Origin of the sequence: Sphingobium sp. 22B, from assembly GCF_001580035.1 — a bacterium.
Classification (GTDB): Bacteria; Pseudomonadota; Alphaproteobacteria; order Sphingomonadales; family Sphingomonadaceae; genus Sphingobium; species Sphingobium fuliginis.
The window spans coordinates 1-19,667 of sequence record NZ_LTAB01000002.1 but is presented as its reverse complement, the minus strand read 5'-3'; the positions used below and the strand labels follow the sequence as shown (position 1 = coordinate 19,667).

16 protein-coding genes are annotated in these 19,667 nt (G+C 64.4%); 7 read left to right on the top strand and 9 right to left on the bottom strand.

Annotated elements, in window-relative coordinates:
- Window positions 1-33: 33 nt before the first annotated feature.
- Window positions 34-1,776, bottom strand: coding sequence for an amidohydrolase family protein (locus tag A0J57_RS03135; protein WP_061936610.1), 1,743 nt, complete (start codon window positions 1,774-1,776; stop codon window positions 34-36).
- 98 nt (window positions 1,777-1,874) lie between these two features.
- Here A0J57_RS03135 and A0J57_RS03130 point away from each other — a divergent pair, with 98 nt between their 5' ends.
- The 3 genes from A0J57_RS03130 to A0J57_RS03120 all read left to right on the top strand — a co-directional run bounded on the left by A0J57_RS03130 (window position 1,875) and on the right by A0J57_RS03120 (window position 4,481).
- Window positions 1,875-2,516 (top strand): TetR/AcrR family transcriptional regulator, encoded by a 642-nt coding sequence (locus A0J57_RS03130; protein ID WP_025552035.1) that lies wholly within the window; start codon window positions 1,875-1,877, stop codon window positions 2,514-2,516.
- Between the two features lie 97 nt (window positions 2,517-2,613).
- Window positions 2,614-3,579 carry an SDR family NAD(P)-dependent oxidoreductase gene (locus A0J57_RS03125; RefSeq protein WP_061936762.1) on the top strand — a complete coding sequence of 322 codons (966 nt, stop codon included), beginning with the start codon at window positions 2,614-2,616 and terminating at the stop codon, window positions 3,577-3,579.
- Complete coding sequence (locus tag A0J57_RS03120) at window positions 3,576-4,481, top strand: acyl-CoA thioesterase II (protein WP_025552031.1); 906 nt, start codon at window positions 3,576-3,578, stop codon at window positions 4,479-4,481. The genes A0J57_RS03125 and A0J57_RS03120 overlap by 4 nt, the downstream gene beginning before the upstream one ends.
- A 151-nt stretch (window positions 4,482-4,632) precedes the next feature.
- Here A0J57_RS03120 and A0J57_RS03115 read toward each other — a convergent pair whose 3' ends face one another.
- Window positions 4,633-5,886: an MFS transporter gene (locus A0J57_RS03115; RefSeq protein WP_061936759.1), complete on the bottom strand. Its 1,254-nt coding sequence runs from the start codon at window positions 5,884-5,886 to the stop codon at window positions 4,633-4,635.
- A gap of 135 nt (window positions 5,887-6,021) precedes the next feature.
- Between A0J57_RS03115 and A0J57_RS03110 the strand changes: the two genes are divergently transcribed.
- A complete protein-coding gene (locus tag A0J57_RS03110; RefSeq protein WP_064232575.1) occupies window positions 6,022-6,831 on the top strand; it encodes an enoyl-CoA hydratase/isomerase family protein in 810 nt (269 codons plus the stop codon).
- A gap of 54 nt (window positions 6,832-6,885) precedes the next feature.
- On the opposite strand, the gene A0J57_RS03105 is transcribed toward A0J57_RS03110, so the two are convergent.
- Complete coding sequence (locus A0J57_RS03105) at window positions 6,886-7,872, bottom strand: TauD/TfdA family dioxygenase (RefSeq protein WP_235600769.1); 987 nt, start codon at window positions 7,870-7,872, stop codon at window positions 6,886-6,888.
- Window positions 7,873-8,156: 284 nt separating this feature from the next.
- On the opposite strand from A0J57_RS03105, the gene A0J57_RS03100 reads away from it, so the two are divergent.
- Window positions 8,157-9,263: an amidohydrolase family protein gene (locus tag A0J57_RS03100; RefSeq protein ID WP_061936754.1), complete on the top strand. Its 1,107-nt coding sequence runs from the start codon at window positions 8,157-8,159 to the stop codon at window positions 9,261-9,263.
- 53 nt (window positions 9,264-9,316) lie between these two features.
- Here A0J57_RS03100 and A0J57_RS03095 read toward each other — a convergent pair whose 3' ends face one another.
- Window positions 9,317-10,063 carry an enoyl-CoA hydratase-related protein gene (locus tag A0J57_RS03095; RefSeq protein WP_061936605.1) on the bottom strand — a complete coding sequence of 249 codons (747 nt, stop codon included), beginning with the start codon at window positions 10,061-10,063 and terminating at the stop codon, window positions 9,317-9,319.
- Window positions 10,060-11,163 (bottom strand): epoxide hydrolase family protein, encoded by a 1,104-nt coding sequence (locus A0J57_RS03090; protein ID WP_061936602.1) that lies wholly within the window; start codon window positions 11,161-11,163, stop codon window positions 10,060-10,062. The genes A0J57_RS03095 and A0J57_RS03090 overlap by 4 nt, the downstream gene beginning before the upstream one ends.
- A 165-nt stretch (window positions 11,164-11,328) precedes the next feature.
- Here A0J57_RS03090 and A0J57_RS03085 point away from each other — a divergent pair, with 165 nt between their 5' ends.
- Window positions 11,329-12,183 (top strand): metal-dependent hydrolase, encoded by an 855-nt coding sequence (locus A0J57_RS03085; protein ID WP_061936599.1) that lies wholly within the window; start codon window positions 11,329-11,331, stop codon window positions 12,181-12,183.
- Between the two features lie 56 nt (window positions 12,184-12,239).
- Here A0J57_RS03085 and A0J57_RS03080 read toward each other — a convergent pair whose 3' ends face one another.
- From A0J57_RS03080 to A0J57_RS03065, 4 genes are all read right to left on the bottom strand, one after another.
- On the bottom strand, window positions 12,240-13,814 hold the full coding sequence (locus tag A0J57_RS03080) for an AMP-binding protein (RefSeq protein WP_061936596.1): 1,575 nt from the start codon (window positions 13,812-13,814) through the stop codon (window positions 12,240-12,242).
- 109 nt (window positions 13,815-13,923) lie between these two features.
- Window positions 13,924-15,255 carry an MFS transporter gene (locus tag A0J57_RS03075; RefSeq protein WP_061936751.1) on the bottom strand — a complete coding sequence of 444 codons (1,332 nt, stop codon included), beginning with the start codon at window positions 15,253-15,255 and terminating at the stop codon, window positions 13,924-13,926.
- A 16-nt stretch (window positions 15,256-15,271) separates the two neighbouring features.
- The gene (locus A0J57_RS03070; RefSeq protein WP_061936593.1) at window positions 15,272-16,747 is read right to left on the bottom strand and encodes an aldehyde dehydrogenase; all 1,476 of its coding nucleotides are present in this window, start codon (window positions 16,745-16,747) and stop codon (window positions 15,272-15,274) included.
- 41 nt (window positions 16,748-16,788) lie between these two features.
- A complete protein-coding gene (locus A0J57_RS03065; RefSeq protein WP_061936590.1) occupies window positions 16,789-17,577 on the bottom strand; it encodes an SDR family NAD(P)-dependent oxidoreductase in 789 nt (262 codons plus the stop codon).
- 185 nt (window positions 17,578-17,762) lie between these two features.
- Here A0J57_RS03065 and A0J57_RS03060 point away from each other — a divergent pair, with 185 nt between their 5' ends.
- A complete protein-coding gene (locus tag A0J57_RS03060; RefSeq protein ID WP_061936587.1) occupies window positions 17,763-19,436 on the top strand; it encodes a GMC family oxidoreductase in 1,674 nt (557 codons plus the stop codon).
- The last annotated feature ends 231 nt before the right edge of the window (window positions 19,437-19,667 follow it).

Genomic DNA, 19,667 nt, shown 5'->3' with positions numbered 1-19,667 from the left:
CCACGCGCCCCTTATCCGCGCGGGCACGCCTTATCAGGCTGTTTCATGCTGCCTCACCTGCGCGGTTGCCGGAGCGCCACGGACGCCGCGCACCAGCCGGCCCGGAAGCGCGTCGGTCGCTTCGCCATTGCGGTAGGTCACGGCGCCGCTGACGAGGGTCGCGACATAGCCCTTCGACTTTTGCGACAGGCGCTTGCCGCCCGCCGGCAGGTCCGCGATCACCTGCGGCCGGTGCAGGATCATGTTGGGGATGTCGAGGACATTGATGTCCGCCTTGTAACCCACGCCCAGCACGCCACGATCGCACAGGCCCACGGAGTTTGCGGGCTGGCTGGTCAACGCCTTGATCGCGGTCGGCAGGTCCAGACCGTCCCGGCCCAGCCGCCCGGTCAGCAGATAGGTGGTATAGGCCGCGTCGCAGATCATGCCGTAATGCGCTCCGCCATCGCCCAGCGCGACGATCATATTGTCCTGCCCGATGAGGTCGCGGCTCTGGGCGAGATATTCAGGCACGTCGGAGGAATAGGAACAGAGGATCGCCCGGCCGTCATCCTCCAGCAGCGCGTCGTAGATCATTTCGCGCGGATCGACGCCGCGACGCGCCGCTTCCGCCTGGATGCTGTCCTCGGCCGCGAAATTGTAATCGGCCGGATCGCTGATGCGGAACAGCGCCTTGATCGACTTGATCAGCCCGACGAAGGCGGGGTTGGGATCGTCCGGCTCCTCCGCGATCAGGCGCGCGCGCAGTTCCGGGTCGCGCATCCGCGCCACCTTTTCCTCCAGCGGCAGCTTGGCCAGCGGGCGGAAGCTGGGGTTGAGCGAGAAGGGGTGGTAGCTGAGCTCCAGCCCGTACATGACGCCCATCGGACGCGGCATGAACTGGCAGCGGATGGTCAGGCCATCGGCCGCCGCCTGGCGCACGCCTTCGACATAGCGGCCCCAATTGTCCGGCCGCGTCGGCATGGCGATCAGGCTGAATGTCACGGGAACGCCCGCCTGCTGGGCGATGGTGCGGAAAATCTTCAGTTCCACCTCGGCATCATTGTCGAGATTGGGGTTGCACTGGAACGTGCCAGCGCCCGCATCCTTCAGGCCCTCGGCCAGGGCCAATACCTCGTCCAGTTCCGTCGTGACCGAAGGCGCGAGTTCGCCGGAACGGAAACGGTGGAACAGATTGCGCGAACTGGCGACGCCCAGCGCACCGGCCTTCACTGCCTCGCTGACGCAGCGGCGCATTTCGACCAGATCCTCCAGCGTTGGAGGCTCCAGATTGGCGCCGCGCTCACCCATGACGAAGACGCGCAAGGGGCTGTGGGGGATTTGCGCGGCGAAATCGACGTCGGACACGCGCTGTTCCAGCGCGTCGAGATAGTCGGGAAAGCTGTTCCAGTTGAACGGCACGCCTTCGGCCATGACGACTTCGGGAATATCCTCGACCCCCTCCATCAGCTTGATCATCAATTGATGATCGCCGTCCCGCACCGGCGCGAAGCCGACGCCGCAATTGCCCATGACGACGGTGGTGACGCCGTGATTGGACGAAGGAGCCATGCGGTTTTCCCAGGTGATCTGGCCGTCATAATGGGTGTGGACATCGACGAAGCCGGGCGTCACCGTCAGGCCGCGCGCATCGATTTCCTCCGGAGCCGAAGCCTCGATCCTGCCGATTTCAGCGATCACGCCGTCCTTCACGCCGACATCCGCGACATAGGGCTGGGCGCCGGTGCCGTCCACGATCGTGCCACCGCGGATCACCACATCGAATTGACTGCTCATGCCTCTCCTTTCAGAATCGCCACGCAATGGAGTCGCGTATATAAATAGTATGTGCTATTTATAGCATCAATGAAGACAGGACAATGGCCTAGTGACGCATGCATGATATTTCCGATCGTCCCCAGGACGTTGCCGTTCCTCGTCGCCGCGCCCGGCGGTCGACGGCGGAAATTCGGGCGCTCATTCTCGACGCTGCCCGCGCGGTCTTCGCGGAGCGGGGCTTTGCCGGCGCGACGACGCGCCATATCGCTGCCCGCGCGGAGGTGGCGGAGCCTTTGATCTTCAACAATTTCGGCAGCAAGGAGGCTTTGTTCACCGAAGCGGTGACCGAGCCGTTCAATGCCCGTTTCCGCGAATTCCTGGACTATAGCGACACGCTGCCACCCGACCGTGAGGAACGCAGCATGCGCTTCGTCCAGGCGCTGTATCCCTTTCTGCGCGACCATGCCGATCTGTTGCTGGCGATGGTCAAGTCCAGGGGGGACGTGGATGCGGCGGCCATTCATGGTCTGGACGACTATTTCACGCGTGCCGTCGCCCGCATGCGATCGCAATATGAGCAGGCGGGGCTGGAATTCGACGTGCCGCCGGAACTGATGGTCCGCTATGGATTCGGCATGCTGGCCGGATCGGTCCTGCTGGGCGACTGGTTCTTTCCCGAGGGCGGACCGGACCCGGACGTCGAGGAAAGCGTTCTGGCGCGCATGCTTTTCAAGGCGAGCGAACCCAAACAGCTTTGAGTTACGGCGCCGCCATTCATCACATGGCCGAAATTCCATCGCCCGGCTTGGCGGCCGGCCGGGCTGCCGCCATGGTCAGCGCCTGATGGAGGCGCGGATGGCGATCGATTTCAACGGGCAAGTGGCTGTGGTGACGGGTGCGGGCGGCGCGCTTGGTTCGGCCTTCTGCCGGGAACTGGCGCGCAGAGGGGCAGCTGTGGTCGCCAATGACCTGGGTGGAGATCCGACGGGGCGGGGCGGATCGACCGGCTATGCCGATGCCGTCGTGGAAGAACTCAGGAATCTGGGCGCGCGCGCCATCGCCAATTACGACACGGTGGCGACCGAGACGGGAGGACAGGCCGTCGTCGATGCCGCGATGGCCGCCTTCGGCCGGGTCGACATCGTCATCTCCAATGCCGGCAATCAGCGGAATGGAGCTTTCGGCGCACTGACCGGGGAGGACATCGAATCCGTGCTGGCCGTTCATGTGAAGGGCGCGTTCAACATATGCCAGCCCGCCTATCGCGCCATGACGGAGCAGGGCTATGGCCGGATCGTGCTGGTCAGTTCGCAATCGGGCGTATTCGGCAACCCCTATCGCGCCAATTATGGGGCCGCCAAGACGGCGCTGATCGGCCTGATGAACGTCATCGCGCAGGAGGCTCCCGCAGGGATCGTCGTCAACACGCTCTTCCCCAATGCGCAGGGCGGGCGGCTGGGCGGCACCCCCGTCGAGCAGCGCCCGGACATCGCTTTCCTCAAGGCCGCAGGCGCGCGGACCCGTCATTTCATCGAAGGGATGAAGCCGGAATTCGTCGCCGCCCTGGCCTGCTATATGGCCAGCCGGGACTGCACCTCCTCCCAGCATATGTATTCGGTGCTGGGCGGCAAATATTCGCGGCTGTTCGTCGGCCTGACGCGGGGCTGGTACAGCCCCGGCCCGGACGCGCCGAGCTGCGACGACATCGCGGCCCATATCAGCGAGATCGACGACCGCTCGGAATATGACCTGCCGTTGAGCGGTCTGGACGAGATGGATACGGTCCTGTCGGTGCGGCGCGCTCTGGGACTCGATGCATGATCGCGGCGGATGGGCCGTTCCATGACGATAGACCCCTGCCGACGCGGGATGCCATTTCCGACATCCTCGATGTCACGCAAACGGGACCGGACCGGTTCACCGGATCGGCCGGAGCGCACAATCACATCGGGTCGGTGTTCGGCGGGCGATTGCTGGCCCAGGCCTTGCTGGCAGGGATGAAGACGGTGGAAGCGCTGCCCGCAAGCTCTTTCCACGCCTATTTCCTCGCCGCCGGGCGCACGGATCGGCGGCTCGACTATCAGGTTGCGCGCCTGCGCGACAGCCGTCGCTTCGCGAACCGTCAGATCACCGCCTGTCAGGATGGGCGGGCGATCTTCACGATGATGGCCGAATTCCATGCGCCAGAGGAGGGATTCGTCCATCAGAACGCAGCGATGCCTGTCGTGCCGCCGCCCGAGCGGGTCGCGCCGATCCAGCATTTCGTGCGCGAACGGGCGGCGGAGTTGGAACAGGCGGTGACGCACAACTTCGCCGCCGCCCTGGCGATAGAGATGCGCCCGATCGCGCCGGAAGACTATTTCCTCGCACGGCCGACCGAAGCGGCGCGATCATTCTGGTTCCGCCAGTCCGGCGCCGCCACTGTGGAGGACAGCCGGTTGCAGCAGTGTCTGCTCGCCTTCGCCAGCGATTACTGGCTGGGCGGCGCCGCGGCGATCCCGCATTTCCTGCCCACCAACAGCGGCGAATTCCTGATCACCAGCATGGATCATGCGATGTGGTTCCACCGCCCTGCCCGCTGCGAGGCATGGATGCTGCATCATACGTCCAGCCCGTCGGCAGGTGATGGCCTGGGCCTCACGACGGGGCGGATTTTCGACCGCGATGGCCGTCTGATCGCGTCGACCGCCCAGGAATGCCTGATGCGCCGCCTCCGGACTTGAGGCGAGCTTAGAGCCAATCGACATTCAGAAGATGACGAGCCGAAAATAGTGGTTTTCCGTGGCCCGGAGCGCAGCCTACTCAAAGCAGGTGAGCACCGGAAGCACGGAAAAGCGTCATTTACAGGCCGTCAGGGCTGAATGTCGATTGGCTCTAGTCCGGTTGGCCGCCCTCCGGATAACGCCCCATCATCAGGTAGAACAAGGCGGCGAGAAAGAAGCTGCTTGAACAAGCCAGCAGGGCAATGTCGTAACTGCCGAAACGATCATAGGCCATGCCGATCAGGCTGGCGCCTACCGCGACGCCAAGCGCGATGCCCAGCGTCGACAGGCTGTAGATGGTGGCATAGCTGCGCAGCCCGAAATAGCGCGCGATCATGAAGGCGACGATGTCGATCTCCGCCCCCTGGCCAAGGCCGATCATCAGCACCGCGCCATAGAAAAGCGCGGGCGGTACATCGTGCTGGAGCAGCAGCAGGCAACCGACCGCAGGCGCGAAATTCAGGATGAAGGCAATTGCGGGCGCCCAGAAGCGATCGACCAGGACACCGCTGAGCAATGCGCCCATGGCGGCAGCCGCGCCCATCATCGATACCGCGCCCACGGCGGCGACGGCATCGAGCCCCTTTTCCACGCCAAGTGGCTTCATCTGGGAGAGCAACGCCACCACCGGCACATAGTTGAGAACGGACGCCGCGATGAGGATGCGGACCTTGCCATTGGCCAGCAGCGACAGCGCGCTGTCAGCACGGGGCAGCGCGGTGCGTCCGGACCGCAGCTCCGCAGCGCGTGAGGGCACCCAGAACCAGATGAGAGGCAGCGCGATCAACAGGATGAAGGCGGCAAGCAGCAGATAGCCGCCCGACGATCCGAAGCGCAGGATCATCGGGTATAGCGCCATCGGCATCAACGCGCCCGCGACCGCCAGCCCCGACCGGCCTATGGCGAGCGCGGTCCCCCGCGTCCGCTCGAACGCGCCGCTCAGGATGCGCGTGACGGTGATGCCGGTCGTCGCCATGCCGACGAGCGCAAAGCCGAAATGCACCGCGTAGAAATAGCCGAGCGATCCGCCCATGGAAGCGAGCAGCCCATAACCGATGGCGGTCAGCAGCAGGCCCGCCGACAATATCGGTCTGACGCCGTGACGATCCGTCATTCGGCCGATGACCGGCGCGATGAAAGCGATGATCAGGCCGAAGCTGTGGACGAAGGCGATGTCCCCGCGCGACCAGCCGAACTGCTGCTGCAAGGGTTCCACGAACAGGCTGGAAACCGCAGAATAGAGGGAATAGCCCAGCGATCCTGCGAACAGCGCCGCGACGCCGGGACGCCAGGCGCGCCTCCATTCCTGCGCGATCAGATGCAATTGGGATGTACCGGCGGCGTTAGGGGGCGGGTGCGGGCTCATGCCCCATTCCTGCGCGAAAGCGGGCGATGGGAACAGCCGCATTCCATTTCTACGCATATGTGTAGAGACCATGGCCATGGCTTGCCAGCGGGTCGACGGCGGCGGCACCGTCATGGCCATGTTGGGGAGAGGATGATGGCCGAGGATATTGTCGTCGAACGGCTGACGGACGGCCAGGGAATCGCGCTCGTAACGCTCAATCGGCCCGCGCGCATGAACGCCCTGCTTCGGGAGACGGTCGCCCGCTTCAACGGGCTGATGGACGAACTGGCGGCCGACGCCGCCTGCCGGGCCGTCATCATCACCGGCGCCGGGCGAGGCTTCTGTTCAGGGCAGGATCTCGCGGCGTCCAACCAGCGTAACCAGACGGGCAGCAGCGGCGTCATCGAGAAACTTCACTGGCAACAACAGTTCGCCGGCATGGGCGGACGCATCCGGTCCATGCCGAAACTGGTGATCGCGGCTGTCAACGGCCCGGCTGTGGGTGCGGGCATGGCGATCGCGCTCAGCGCCGATGTACGGATCGCGACCCCCGCCGCGAAATTTCTGGTGGCGGCGGTGCGGATCGGGCTGACCGGCGGCGAAAGCGGCATCTCCTATCTGCTGCCGCGCATGATCGGCGCGGCGCGAGCCTTCGACATATTGCTGACCGGCCGCGCGATCGAGGCGGAGGAAGCCGAGCGCATCGGCCTTGTGCGATCGCTGTCCGATCCGCGGTCGCTGATCGATGACGCCATCGCCTATGCGCGCTCCGTTCTGGCGAACAGCCCCTATTCGGTCGCCCATACCAAGGCGCTGATGTGGGCCAATCTGGACGCCAACAGCTATGAAGCCGCGATCCAGGCGGAAAACCGGGCGCAGATACTGGGCACGATGACCGAGGATTATAGCGAGGCGACCGCCGCTTTCATGGAAAAGCGGCCGCCGCATTTTTCGGGACGATAGGACAAAGGCGCCCCATCACGGCCCGAAGGCGGTGACAAGGCGCTTCCCTGATTGTCAATCCACGATCCGCTTGACGGCCCGGTTGCGGTCGAGCGTGGGATCGAGATAGCGGCCCACCGCATAGTCGCCCATGATCGTGGTGCGTCGGGCGCTGCGTGGGACGTTCAATGGCACGCCCTCCGCATGGTGGATCATCCGCCAATTGTCCCATACCAGCATGTCGTTCTTCTGCCAGTCGTGGAAATAGGCATGTCGCTCATCGGTCAGATGCCCCGCCAGTTCGGCGAGCAGCGAATCGCTTTCGGCCCGATCCATGCCCAGAATATACTGCGCCTGCAGCGGCGAAATCTTCAGCGCCTTGCGCCCGGTCTCCCGCTGGGTGATGACCATCGGGTGGACGACGGGCGGGAAATCATATTTCGTTCCGCCAGAAGGCGTGTCGCGCGCCAAGGCACGGAGATCGGCCGGGACGCCATATTTGCACTGCATGAAGTCCGTCACGAAATGATAGACGACCTCCATGCCGTCGATCTTCTCCTTCATTCCGGGCGACAGCCGCTCATAGGCTTCGATCGCATCGATGAACCCGGTCCGGCCAAGCTGCGTCGCCGGCTTCTCCATGCGGAGCACCGCGCCGCGCACGATCGTCGGCATGAAGCTCTGGTCCCAATGCCACGGGATATAGCCCGCCCGGTCATGCCCGCCGAAATGATAATCGGTCTGGAAGCGGGGCTTGTCGTCCGCCGGGTCATATTTCAGCGTCATCATGAACTGGTTATTGGGATCGTTCATATCGGCGGTCGCAGCCGGCTCCATCTCCCCGAACAGGCGGCTCAGCCGCATCTGCGCTTCGTCATCGGCATCGGGATCGCGGAACAGCAGCAGTCCGGCCTCGATCCATATGTCGCGGATTGCGTTTGCCATGTTGTCGTCCAGCGGGCGCGACAGATCGACGCCGATGATCTCCGCACCGAAACCGGGGCTGAGCGCGCGGACCTTGAGCCCGGCCCTTTCCTGAACCTCGTCTTCTTTCAGCATCATTCTCTCCTCGCGCATGCGGCCGGGCCATAACGGCGGACCAGTGCGCTCATGTTAAACCTTATCCATTGCCCCTATAATCGGGCAATTTTCGAAAAAACTATTCAATATCATTGAACAATGATCTTGAATGGACTTTCGACAACTCATCAGAAGTCTGATGACATCGCCCGGAACCCGCCCACACCGGAGCCTATTCCTTCGGCCATGCTATAAGGGCGAGCAAGACGGGGGTGGCGGACGGCAGCCCCGTGTCGGACGAGATCCCCAAGAAGGAATGGAAAAGGATGAATAGTTTCACCGCGACCCCGTGGCCCAAGGACCGCGTCATGCCGGCCCGATCGTGGGAGAGGCCCGCCGGCATGCGCGTCATTTCCAGCGACGATCATCTGATCGAGGAACCGGGGCTGTGGGAAAACCGGCTGAAGGGCGCGGACAAGGATCGCGCGCCTAAATATTGGAAGGACGAGACGGGCTTCCATCTCGAAGTCGACGGGCAGAATTATGACGTCCCCGGCCTGCCGCCGACCTTCCCCGAAGGGCGCGAGGGCTTTTGGGATGTCGACAAGCGCCTGGCGGACATGGATGCGGAGGGCATTGACGCCGCCATCATCTATCATGGCCGCCTCAACAGCCTGATCCGCATGCCGGACAAGGAATTCTGGTATCGCTGCGTCGATGTCTGCAATGAATGGGCCGCGGAATGGAAGGAAGCGGCGCCCGACCGGCTGTTCCCCGTCGCGCTGCTGCCCACATTCCTGTGGCCGGAACGAACGAAGGATTATCTCCAGAAGCTGAAGCAGCTCGGCTACAAGGCGATCGACATTCCCGTCAGTCCCAAGGGCGTGCGCTACAACAGCAAGGATATGGACCCGTTCTGGGAAGCGATCCAGGAAAGCGGCTTTCCCGTCTCCTTCCATATCGGCGCCTATCTGCAATATAGCGGCCGGGGCTCATTGGGCGCGAACCTGAACGCCAATCTGATGCCCTTCACCGGGCTGTTCGGGCAGTTGGTTTTCTCCGGCCTGTTCGACCGTTTCCCCGGCCTGCGCGTCGTCTTCACCGAAGGCGGCGCGAGCTGGGTGCCCGGCACGCTGGAAAATGCCGACAAGGTCGCACGCGACTATGCGACCGAATTGCGGCCCAAGCTGGCGCAGAAGCCGAGCTGGTACTGGCATAACCACTGCTACACCACTTTCATGGAAGACGATGTCGCGATGGAGAATATCGCGCGCATCGGGGATGGCCGGGTGATGTGGTCGACCGACTATCCGCATCCGGAAGGCGTGATGGGCAGCAGCGACGCCATCATGAAGCGCATCTTCGATACGGTGGGCGAGCCCGCCGCGCGCAAGGTGCTGGGCGAAACGGCGGCCCAGCTCTGGGGCATCTGATCGGATAAGGGGTAAGGGAAGGGGAGCGGATCTTTGGTTCGCTCCCCTTTCTTTCAGCCGGGCGTCGCGCTGCTCCACGCCATGGCGCCCATGGCCTTGCGCTGTTGCAGCGCCTCCGTCTCGATCGCCAGCGCGTCGGCCAGCGTGCCTTCCGTTCCGCGATCGATCACGCTCTTGGACATGCGGATCAGGCCGGGATCGTGCGCGGCGATCGCCCCGGCGATCTCGATGGCTCTGGGCAGCAATTGCTCAGCCGGCAGAAGCTCATTGGCCAGGCCCACGCGCAAGGCCGTGGCGGCATCGACCGGCTGGCAGCTCAATATCATCTGGCGGGCGAAGCGCGCGCCTACGGCGCGGGGCAGGCGCGACCCCATGCCGCTGCCCGACAATGCGCCGATCTTCGCATGCGTATCGGCAAACCGGGCATTCTCGCTGGCCAGAATGAAGTCGCAACCCAGCGCCAGCTCAAGCCCGCCAGTATAGGCCGCACCGCCGACGGCGGCGATCATGGGCTTGCCCAGGCGCGGTACGCGCTGGATCAGCGCCGTCACGCCCTGGCGCGGCGCATCGGGGGCGGAGAAGGTCTTGAGGTCCAGCCCGGCGCAGAAGGCCGGCGGCGCGCCCGTCAACACGCCCACCCGCCAGCGGTCGTCCTGCACGAAAGCATCGAATGCCGCGTTCATGGCGTCGAGCAGCGCGGGATCGATCGCATTGCGTTGCGCCGGCCGGTTCATCGTCAGCAACATTATGCCTTCGCCGGCTTCCTCGGCCAGCAGCACGTCATTCCGTTCCAGCGTCATATCCGGCTCTCGAAAAATGCGATGACGTCGCGGGCGAACGTCTGGGGTTCCTCCATCGCGGCGAAATGCCCGCCCGCGTCCATCTTCGTCATGCGGACCACATGATATTGCCGCTTGGCCAGGGCGTGGCTGGGCATGGGATAGAATTCGCCGGGAAAATGGGCGAGCGCGGTGGGCACTGTCACCGGGCCGGCCGCCAGCGCGTCGCCGTTCAGGCCGTAATACATCCAGATCGACGACATCACATTGTCGGTGACCAGATAGGACATGAGGTTGGTGATCAGATGGTCCTTGCTGAACCGGCTCTCTATATCGCCCTTGGTGTCGCCCCAGCGCCAGAATTTCTCGACCACCCAGGCCGCCCAGCCGACCGGATTGTCGTGCAGCGCAAGGCCGATGGTCTGCGGTTTGGTGGCCTGTTGGTGATGATAGCCGCTTTCCGCCTCCATCACCGTGCGGACCAGCGCCCAATAGTCGAGCAGTTCCGCATCGGCATCGGCATGCGGCGGCGGCGCCATGAAGAAATTGAGATGGATCGCCGCCACGACATCGGCATGGCTGATGCCCAACTGCGTCGTCACCGCCGATCCCCAGTCGCCCCCCTGCGCGAAGAAGCGCGCATAGCCCAGCACGTCCACCATCAAGACGCGCCACAAGGCGGCGACGCGGGCGGGGCCGATCGGCCGCGGCGGCCGGCCCGACCAGCCATAGCCGGGCAGCGACGGCACGACGACGGAAAAGCCCGCCTCCACCAGCAGCGGGATCGCCTCCTGGAACTCCACCACCGATCCCGGCCATCCATGCGTCAGCAGGATCGGCGGCCTGTGCGGGTCACTGCCCCGCACATGATAGAAATGAATGGGGATGCCGTCGATCTCGACCATGAACTGGGGCCAGCGGTTGAGCTTCTCCTCCTCCGCGCGCCAGTCATATGCCGAACGCCAATAATCGACCAGCTCGGCCAGATAGCGCGCATCCATGCCATATTTCCACTGGTCGGGATCGTCGGGCATATAGCCGATGCGACTGTCCGCCAGTCGGTGCCGGATATGATCGAGCACGGACTGCGGCACGTCGATGCAGAAGGGGGTGGGAGTCAAAGGGCCTCTCCTCAATGATCGGCCGATTCATAATGCTTCCATCCCCTGACCGAATATCCATGGGCGGATGCATCACAGTCATGATCGGACTCCCGGGCAGTCATGACGGGAGAACGGGCCGATGGTACGATGGCGTATCCTTGATGACAACGAAAGAAAGAGGGGATGTCCGTGGGCATCATCATACGCTATCCACGTATCGATTTTTCGAAGGTGCGCGCGCATTGGGCGCCCAATATCGCCTTCGCCCAGTTTCAAAACGCGACGTCGATCATTCCCGCCCCGGTCGAACCCTGGCTGATCAAGGTGCTGAACATCGCGATGGAGCGCCTGCCCGCCGGTTCGGAGCAACTGCGCGAGGACATGGCCGCCTTCATCGGCCAGGAATCGCAGCATTACCGCCAGCATCAGAAGTTCAACAAGGTGATCGCGGCGCAAGGCTATCCCCGGCTGGCCGAGTTCGAGAAGAAGCTGGCCGACGATCTGGACGCTTTCCTGAAGAACCGCTCGCTCAAATTCATGCTCGCCTATGCCGACGGCTTCGAATCGCTGGGCGCGGTGCAGGGCGGCATCTGGTTCGAGCGGATGGATGCGCTGATCGAAGGCGCCGACCCCAATGCCGTGGCATTCTGGAAATGGCATATGGCCGAAGAGTTCGAACATCGGGAGGTCTGCTTCCAGATCTATCACCGGATTTACAGCCGCGGCCTGTGGGGCAGGATCTGGAACGGCTATTTCTACCGTGTCTATGGCTGCCTCTATGCCATGGTTCATTTGCGGGGTTTCATGGACCGCATGTTTTCCTACCTGATCGAGCAGGACAAGAAAAGCATGACGCGTGCCGAACAAGCCGCGCTTGATCGCGACATCAAGGCGCTCAACAATTTCCAGCTCAGTGTCTTTTTCCCACAACTGCTCAAGAACTTGCTGCCCTGGTACGATCCGGGGAAAAAGCCAACCCCGCCCGGGCTGTTCGATTTTCTCCGCCAGTTCGAAAAATCGGGACCGGCGGAGGCCTGAGCTGACGGTTCGCCAGAAATGACGGGGCGCGCGGCGCTGACGCCTCTTCTTCCCGGTCACGCGCTTTTATACAATTCCTTCAGCGCGAACTTGATCACTTTCCCCGTCGAATTCATCGGCAGCGCGTCGAGGAAGGTGACGCCGCGAGGAATCTTGTAATTGGCGAGATTGGCCTTCGCCCAGCCGATCACCTCCTCCGCCGTGATGGAGGAACCGGCGGCCCGGACGATGAAGGCATGGCCCACTTCGCCCAGCCGCTGGTCGGGCACGCCGATGATGGCGGACTGGTGGATGCCCGGCAGGCCGGTCATCTGCTTCTCGATCTCCGCCGGATAGACGTTGAATCCGCCGACGATATACATGTCCTTCAGCCGGTCGGTGAGCTTCAGATACCCGTCCGCATCCAGACAGCCGACATCGCCCGAATGCAGCCAGCCATCGGCGTCGAGCGTGGCGCGGGTCGCCTCCGGATTGTCGAGATATTCGATCAGCAGCTTGTCGTCGCGGATCAGCACTTCGCCCGGCTCTCCCACCCCCAGCGAGCGGCCATCCGGCCCGGCGACGCGGATTTCGGTGCCGGGGATCGCCGTGCCGACCGTATAGGCGATGCGTTCCATGGGATCGCCCGGCCGGGTGTGCGTGGCGGAGCCGCAGCATTCGGTCATGCCATAGCCGGTGCTGATCTCCTGGATCGGGGTTTCGGCCTGGAGCCGTTTCATCAGTTCGATCGGCACGACGGTCGATCCCGTCGACATGAAGCGCCAGCTCGAAATGTCCCAGTCGCGCCAGTTGGGAAAGGCGAGCATTTCCTGGAACACGGTCGGCGGCGCGGGCATAACGGTGATCCGGTTCTTCGCCACCAGGTCGAGCACGCTTGCCGGATCATAGGCTTCGGGCCAATAGAGCGTGCTGCCCGCGATCAGCGATGCGACCCAGCCCGCCTTATAGGATGCATTGTGCGAGAAGGGACCGAAGGCGGCATAGCGGTCGTCCGCCGTCTGCCGGGCGATGTCGACCCATGCCTGACCGCCGCCCAGCGACCGGCGATGATCGAACAGCGCGCCCTTGGGCGCTCCCGTCGTGCCGGACGTGAACATGAGGTCGGCCAGCGTGTCGGGCTTCACCATCGCCTCGCGCTCGGCAAGCTGCGCGTCGCTGCTGTTTGCGGCCAGCGCGACGAAATCCTCGAAACCGATTTCGCCCTCGCCCAGTTCCTGCGGTTCGGCGCGCAACACGATGCGGCGGCGCAGGCCGGGCATCGGCTCGTCCTTCAGCATGGCCGGATAATAGCGGCCCAGGAAACTGCCGATGGAAAACAGGCGGACAATCTGTCCCCGCCGCACGATGTCCGACACCTCGCCGCCCTTCAGGCGCGTGTTGAGCGGCACCATCACGCCGGCGGCGCGCTGGATGCCGATGGCGATGGCGACCCATTCCCACATATTGGGCGCCCAGATGGCGGCCCGGTCGCCCGGCCGGGCGCCGTCCGCGATCAGGGCCTTGGCGACCAGATCGGCCTGGCGGTCGAGTTCGCGATAGCTGATCGCCCCGTCAGTCTGCGAAACCAGGGCCGGGCGGTCCCCGTGACGCGCGGCGGCGCTGCGCATGAGGGCGGGAATAGTCGTCGTCATGATGGCCTTTTCGTCAGGATTCTGGTGCCGATGCCATGTTGCAGCATGGGCCGAACTCGCCTTCGAAGGAAGGACAAGCTTGGCATCACCGTGGTTGTGATGGCTGGCTTCATCGATCCAGATGGCGCAGGAAATCGCCCCGCGCCGACCAGACCATCCAGGCCGCGAGCGGTCCGGCGGTCAGCAGGCCGGTGATGATCGCCCAGCCCAGCTTCATGGGATCGCCATAGACATAATCCGTCAGGAAACCGATCAGCATCGGTCCCAGCGCATAGCCGCACAAATTGGACGCCAAAACCATCAGCGCGGCGAAGCGTCCGCGCATCTCGATGGGCGCGATCATCTGCACGGCGGCCATGGTCGGCCCGTAGCTCGACCCCATGGTCATCATCATCAGCGTGATCGCGCCGAACAGCAGGGCGAAATTGCCGGCTGCGAAGGCCGCCGCCAGAACCGGGGGAATCGCGATGCAGAAGCCGCACAGCAACCGCAGCGCCATGTCGCGGGTGCCGCGCGCGAAGCGATGGTCGATCAGCACGCCCAGCGACAGGCCGCCGACGATGCCGCCCAGCGCGACCGCGACCGACATCATCGTTCCCACCTCCGCCGCGCTGACGCCCAGCACGCGGCGGGCATAGGTCGGCGTCCATACCATCGTCCCCTGAATGGCGACGGCCATCACCGCCGATCCCAGGATCAGCCCCAGCATCAGCCGGGGATGCGCGCCGATATGGCGGAAGAAGGCGCCCCAGCTTGCCGCCTGCCGGTCGGGCGGAGGCTGGCTGCGGCGCTTCGGCTCGCGAAAGGCGAAGGCCAGGAACGCGACCGCCACGCCGGGCAGGCCCGTCACCACCAGCACTTGCCGCCAAGGGGCAAGTCCCGCGAACGGACCGCTCAACGGCTCCGCGCTGAACAGCGCGAGCAGGTTGCCGCCCAGCGCGTAGGACAGCGATATGCCGATGACGCCGGACACGGAAAGGCAGGCGATCGGCGTCGTCAGCCGATGACGGGGGAAGATGGAGGCAAGGAGCGACTGCCCGGCGGGGGATACCGCCGCCTCGCCCGCGCCCACCAGCAACCGGCCGGCGAAGAGTTGGCTGTAGCTGCGCGCCAGCCCTGTGCCCGCCGCCGCCAGCGACCAGACCACGATGCCGGTGAACATGATCGCGCGCCGCGAATAACGGTCGACCAGCCCGCCGATCACCAGCCCCATCAGTCCGTAGAAGAGCGCGAAGGACAGGCCTTGCACCAGGCTGATCTGGAAATCGTTGAGGCCAAGCTCCGCCCGCATCTCCGGGATCAGCACCGATATGACCTGCCGGTCGATCATCGACACGATCTGGAAGATCATCAGGATGAAGACGGTCCACCAGGCGCTGGCCGGACCATAATTGTCCGGCCAGTGACTGGTCTGGGCGGGGGCGTCGGCGGGGTCATCCACGCGCGCGTGCAAGGGGTCAGCCCTTCAGATGGGCAGGCAGGTCCTGCATGAAGACGGCCTTGATCTCGGTGAAGCCGTGCAACCCTTCCTCACCGCCCTCGCGGCCCACGCCGGACTGTTTGAAGCCGCCATAGGGGATGGTGTAGTCGATGACGCGGCCATTATGGCCGAAATTGCCGGTACGGATGCGGCGGGCGACCTTGTAGGCGCGCTCTACATCCTGCGTGAACACGCCGCCCGACAGGCCGTAGATATTGTCGTTGGCGATAGCGATCGCCTCTTCCTCGCTGCCATAGGCGATGATCGTGCCGACGGGTCCGAAAATCTCCTCGCGGGCGATGGTCATGTCGTTGCTGGCGTCGGTGAACAGGGTCGGCTCCACGAACCAGCCCTTGTCGAGATGCGCCGGGCGGTTGCCGCCAGTGACGATGCGGGCGCCCTGCGCCTTGCCCTGCTGGATATAGTCGAAGACGCGGCCGTGCTGGCGCTGGGTGACGAGCGGGCCCATCTGCGTCGTTTCGGTGAAAGGATCGCCCACCTGCACATATTGCATGGCGGCGGCGAGCGCTTCCTCCACCGCGCCCTTCAGCGAGGCGGGGACCAATATCCGGCTGAAGGCGGCGCATTGCTGGCCGCACAGCCCGACCAGGTTCGGCATGATCCCTTCCACGACCTTGCCGATGTCGGCATCGTCCAGGATGATGGCGGCGGACTTGCCGCCCAGTTCCGTCGTGATGCGTCCCGACCGGGCGCTGACGACCGAGGCGATGTGCAGGCCGGCGGCGGTCGAACCGGTGAAGCTGACCTTGTCCACCCCTTCATGGCGGATCAGATAATCGGACACTTCGCGATCCGCCGTCAGGACGGAAAAGACGCCGTCGGGCACGCCCGCCGCCGCGATGCATTCGGCCAGGATCAGCGCTTCCAGAGGCGTTTCGGGCGAAGGCTTGGCGATGATCGTGCAGCCTGCCGCCAGCGCGAAGGCGACCTTCAAGGAGAGCGTGGCCAGCGGCGCGTTCCACGGCACCACGGCGGCGACGACGCCCACCGGCTCGCGCACGACGATGGCATGCCCGCCGGCCAGGGCGGGGCGCACCTCCTCAAACCCCTTTTCGGCAAGGTCCGCGGCATAGGTGTAATAGCCGCCCATGAAGGGGGCCGTCATCGACGATTGCGAATAGGGCATGCCCACCTGCAGCGACCAGGCGCGGGCGAAATCGTCGTTGCGCCTGGCCATTTCCTCAGCGATGCGGCGCAGATAGACGGCGCGCTCCGGCCCGGTCATGCGGGGCCAGGGGCCGTTGTCGAAGGCATTGCGCGCCGCCGCGATGGCGCGGTCCATGTCGGCGGTGGTCGCCTTGGCGACGCGGCCCACTTTCTCCTCGGTGGCGGGCGAGATGATCTCGATACCGTCCGATCCCGAAGAAGGGGACCAGTCGCCGCCGATGAACAGCTTTTCGGGGTTCGCGAGGTGGAGAAGCGTATCGGTCATGCGCGATTTTCCTTCTGGATTCGGCAAAGAAAGGGGGCTGCTTAGGTCTCGACCACGACAGGCAGCGACAGGATATTGGCGACGCCGCCGTCGACCGGCAGCATGTGGCCCGTGATATAGGCCGATGCGTCGGATGCCAGGAACTGGACGGGGCCGACCATCTCCTTCGGATCGCCAAAGCGGTGGAGCGCTATGGCGCTGCGGAAGATCTTCGCCCGCTCCGGATGGCCGACGGTGGGCGCGGCCATGTCCGTGTCGAAGAATCCGGGCGCGATGGCGTTGCAGGTGACGCCATGGGGCGCCAGGTCGGCCGCGATGGATCGCGTCAGGCCCAGCACCGCATGTTTGCTGGCGACATAGGCGGACAGGTTCGGCCGCCCGGTGTCGGAGACATAGGAGGCGAAGTTGATGATCCGCCCCCATTTGCGCGCCGCCATGCCTTTCGACAGGTCGCGGCACAGCAGATACATGGACGATACGTTCACATCGAACATATTCTCCCAATGGGCGAGGGTGGACTCGTGGAGCGGTCCCCATCCGCCGATGGCGCCATTATTGACCAATATGTCGATGGCCGCGCCGTCGGCGTTCAGCCTGTCCGTCGCCGCCTGCACCGCATCCAGATCAGCCAGGTCGAACGCGATGGTTTGCGCCCGCCCGCCAGCCGCCCGGATTTCCTCGGCGGTTTCCTCCAGCTTCGCGCCGTCCCGCGCCGCGAGGATCAGCGATGCTCCCGCGTCCGCCAGCCCCAGCGCGATCGCCCTGCCCAGGCCGCGGGAGGCTCCCGTGACCATCGCCGTGCGTCCCGCGAGCGAGAAAAGCCCCGTCATTCTTATCCTCATCCTTGGCCAAGACTGCGTTCCGATGCAGTCATAGCGCTGGCGACCCCCGGATTTCGATGGCATCCGCCAAGCCATCATAAGGGCGATGTTCGTCGGTAAAGTCCGACATAAGGCTTGCGCACCCTTCATCCCTCCCCGCTATGCACGGTGCTGAGGATAAGGAGAAAGGCAGCATGGTCGAGGCGCAGAGCAGCGTGGAGGCGGAAGCCGATTATGTCATCGTCGGCGCGGGATCGGCCGGCTGCGTGCTCGCCAACCGGCTGAGCGCCAACGGCCGCCACAAGGTCGCGCTGCTGGAGGCGGGCGGCGACGACCGGCCGTTGCAGAATATCTTCAATCCCGCGCAGGCGATGAGCACGATGAACATTCATGTGCCCGCCGGTTTCACCAGGATGCTGAAAGACCCGCGCATAAACTGGAATTACATGACCGATCCCGATCCGGGTTCGGACGGCCGGCAGCATTTCTTCCCGCGCGGCAAGGTTCTGGGCGGCTCCTCCTCCATCAACGGCATCCTTTGGGTGCGCGGCTTGCCGGAAGATTATGACGGCTGGCGGCAAAGGGGGCTGACCGGCTGGGGCTGGGACGAAGCGGAAACCTATTTCCGCCGGATCGAGAACCAGCAGGGCGAAGGCGCCAGCCGCGACCAGCAGGAAGGCCCGCTCAAGATCAGCGACGTGCCGATGCGGCACCCGATGCTGGACATCATGACGAAAGCGTTCGAGGAAGCGGGCGCCCCGGTCGCCAAAGACCTGAACGGCACCACGCGGGAGGGCGTGGCGCGGGTCCGGCTCAACGCCCATAAGGGCCTGCGCGTATCGGCGGCGGTCGCCTATCTGCACCCGGCGATGAAGCGGCCTAACCTCCAGGTCATCATCCATGCCCACGCCACGCGCATCCTGTTCGAAGGCAGGAAGGCCGTGGGCGTCGAATATTGGAAGGGCGGCCGGCTGCGGCAGGTGCGCGCCCGCCGCGAAGTCATCCTTTCGGGCGGCACGATCAATTCGCCCCAATTGCTGGAACTGTCCGGCATCGGCCAGGGCGAACGTCTGCGGGCGCTGGGCATCACGACGCTGGTGGACAGCCCGAACGTCGGTGAGAATTTGCAGGATCATTATGCATCGATGGTCCGCGCTCGCCTCAAGCCGGGTGCTTCCAGCTTCAACGCCATGTCGCGCGGCCTGCCGCTGGTGGGGCAGATGATCCGTTTCGCCGCGAGCCGTACCGGACTGCTGGCGCTGGGCGGGTCGAACCTGACGGCTTTCCTCAAGTCCGATCCGGCGCTCGACCTGCCGGACCTGCAATTCTTCGCCAGCCCCGCCACGGTGGATTTCGAGGCGCTGGCCAAAAATGGCGCCATGACGATGGAAAAGCTGCCGGGGATGACGGTGGGCGGTTATGTGATGCGGCCGCAGTCGAAGGGCTCCATCCATGTGATGAGCGGCGACTTCCATGATGCGCCCTCGATCAAGCCCAACTTCCTGTCGGCGGAGGCGGACTGCCGCGCTCAGGTCGGCGGGCTGCGCTGGGCGCGCCGCGTGATGGAAAGCCCCGCGCTCGCGCCCTATTTCGACCATGAACTGACGCCGGGGGCAGCGCTTCAGAGCGATGAGGAATTGCTGGCCTTTGCGCGGGCGAGCGGGTCGACCGGTTATCATCACACCTCCACCTGCGCCATGGGCGTCGGCCCGGATGCGGTCGTATCCGGCACGCTGAAGGTCAATGGCGTGGAAGGCCTGCGCGTCGTCGACGCCTCGGTCATGCCCGCCGTCGTGTCGGGCAACACCAATGCGGCGACGATGATGATTGCGGAGAAGGGTTCCGACCTGATCCTTGCCGAAAGCTGATAGGATTGGCGTCGCCGCCTCTCTCAGTCAGCGATGCTTTGATTGAAGCGCGACTTGCTCCTACACAGGAACGCGGTTCAAACTATGCCGCGTGGACAAATTCGGAATGTCGGGAAATGGTCAATTCAGGACTTTCCCCTCCCGTAAACGGGAGGGGTTAGGGGTGGGCGCGAGCGTAGCGAGCTTCTGACTTAGCCGTTGCAAAACAGCGCAGATGCCGCGCCAGCCCAC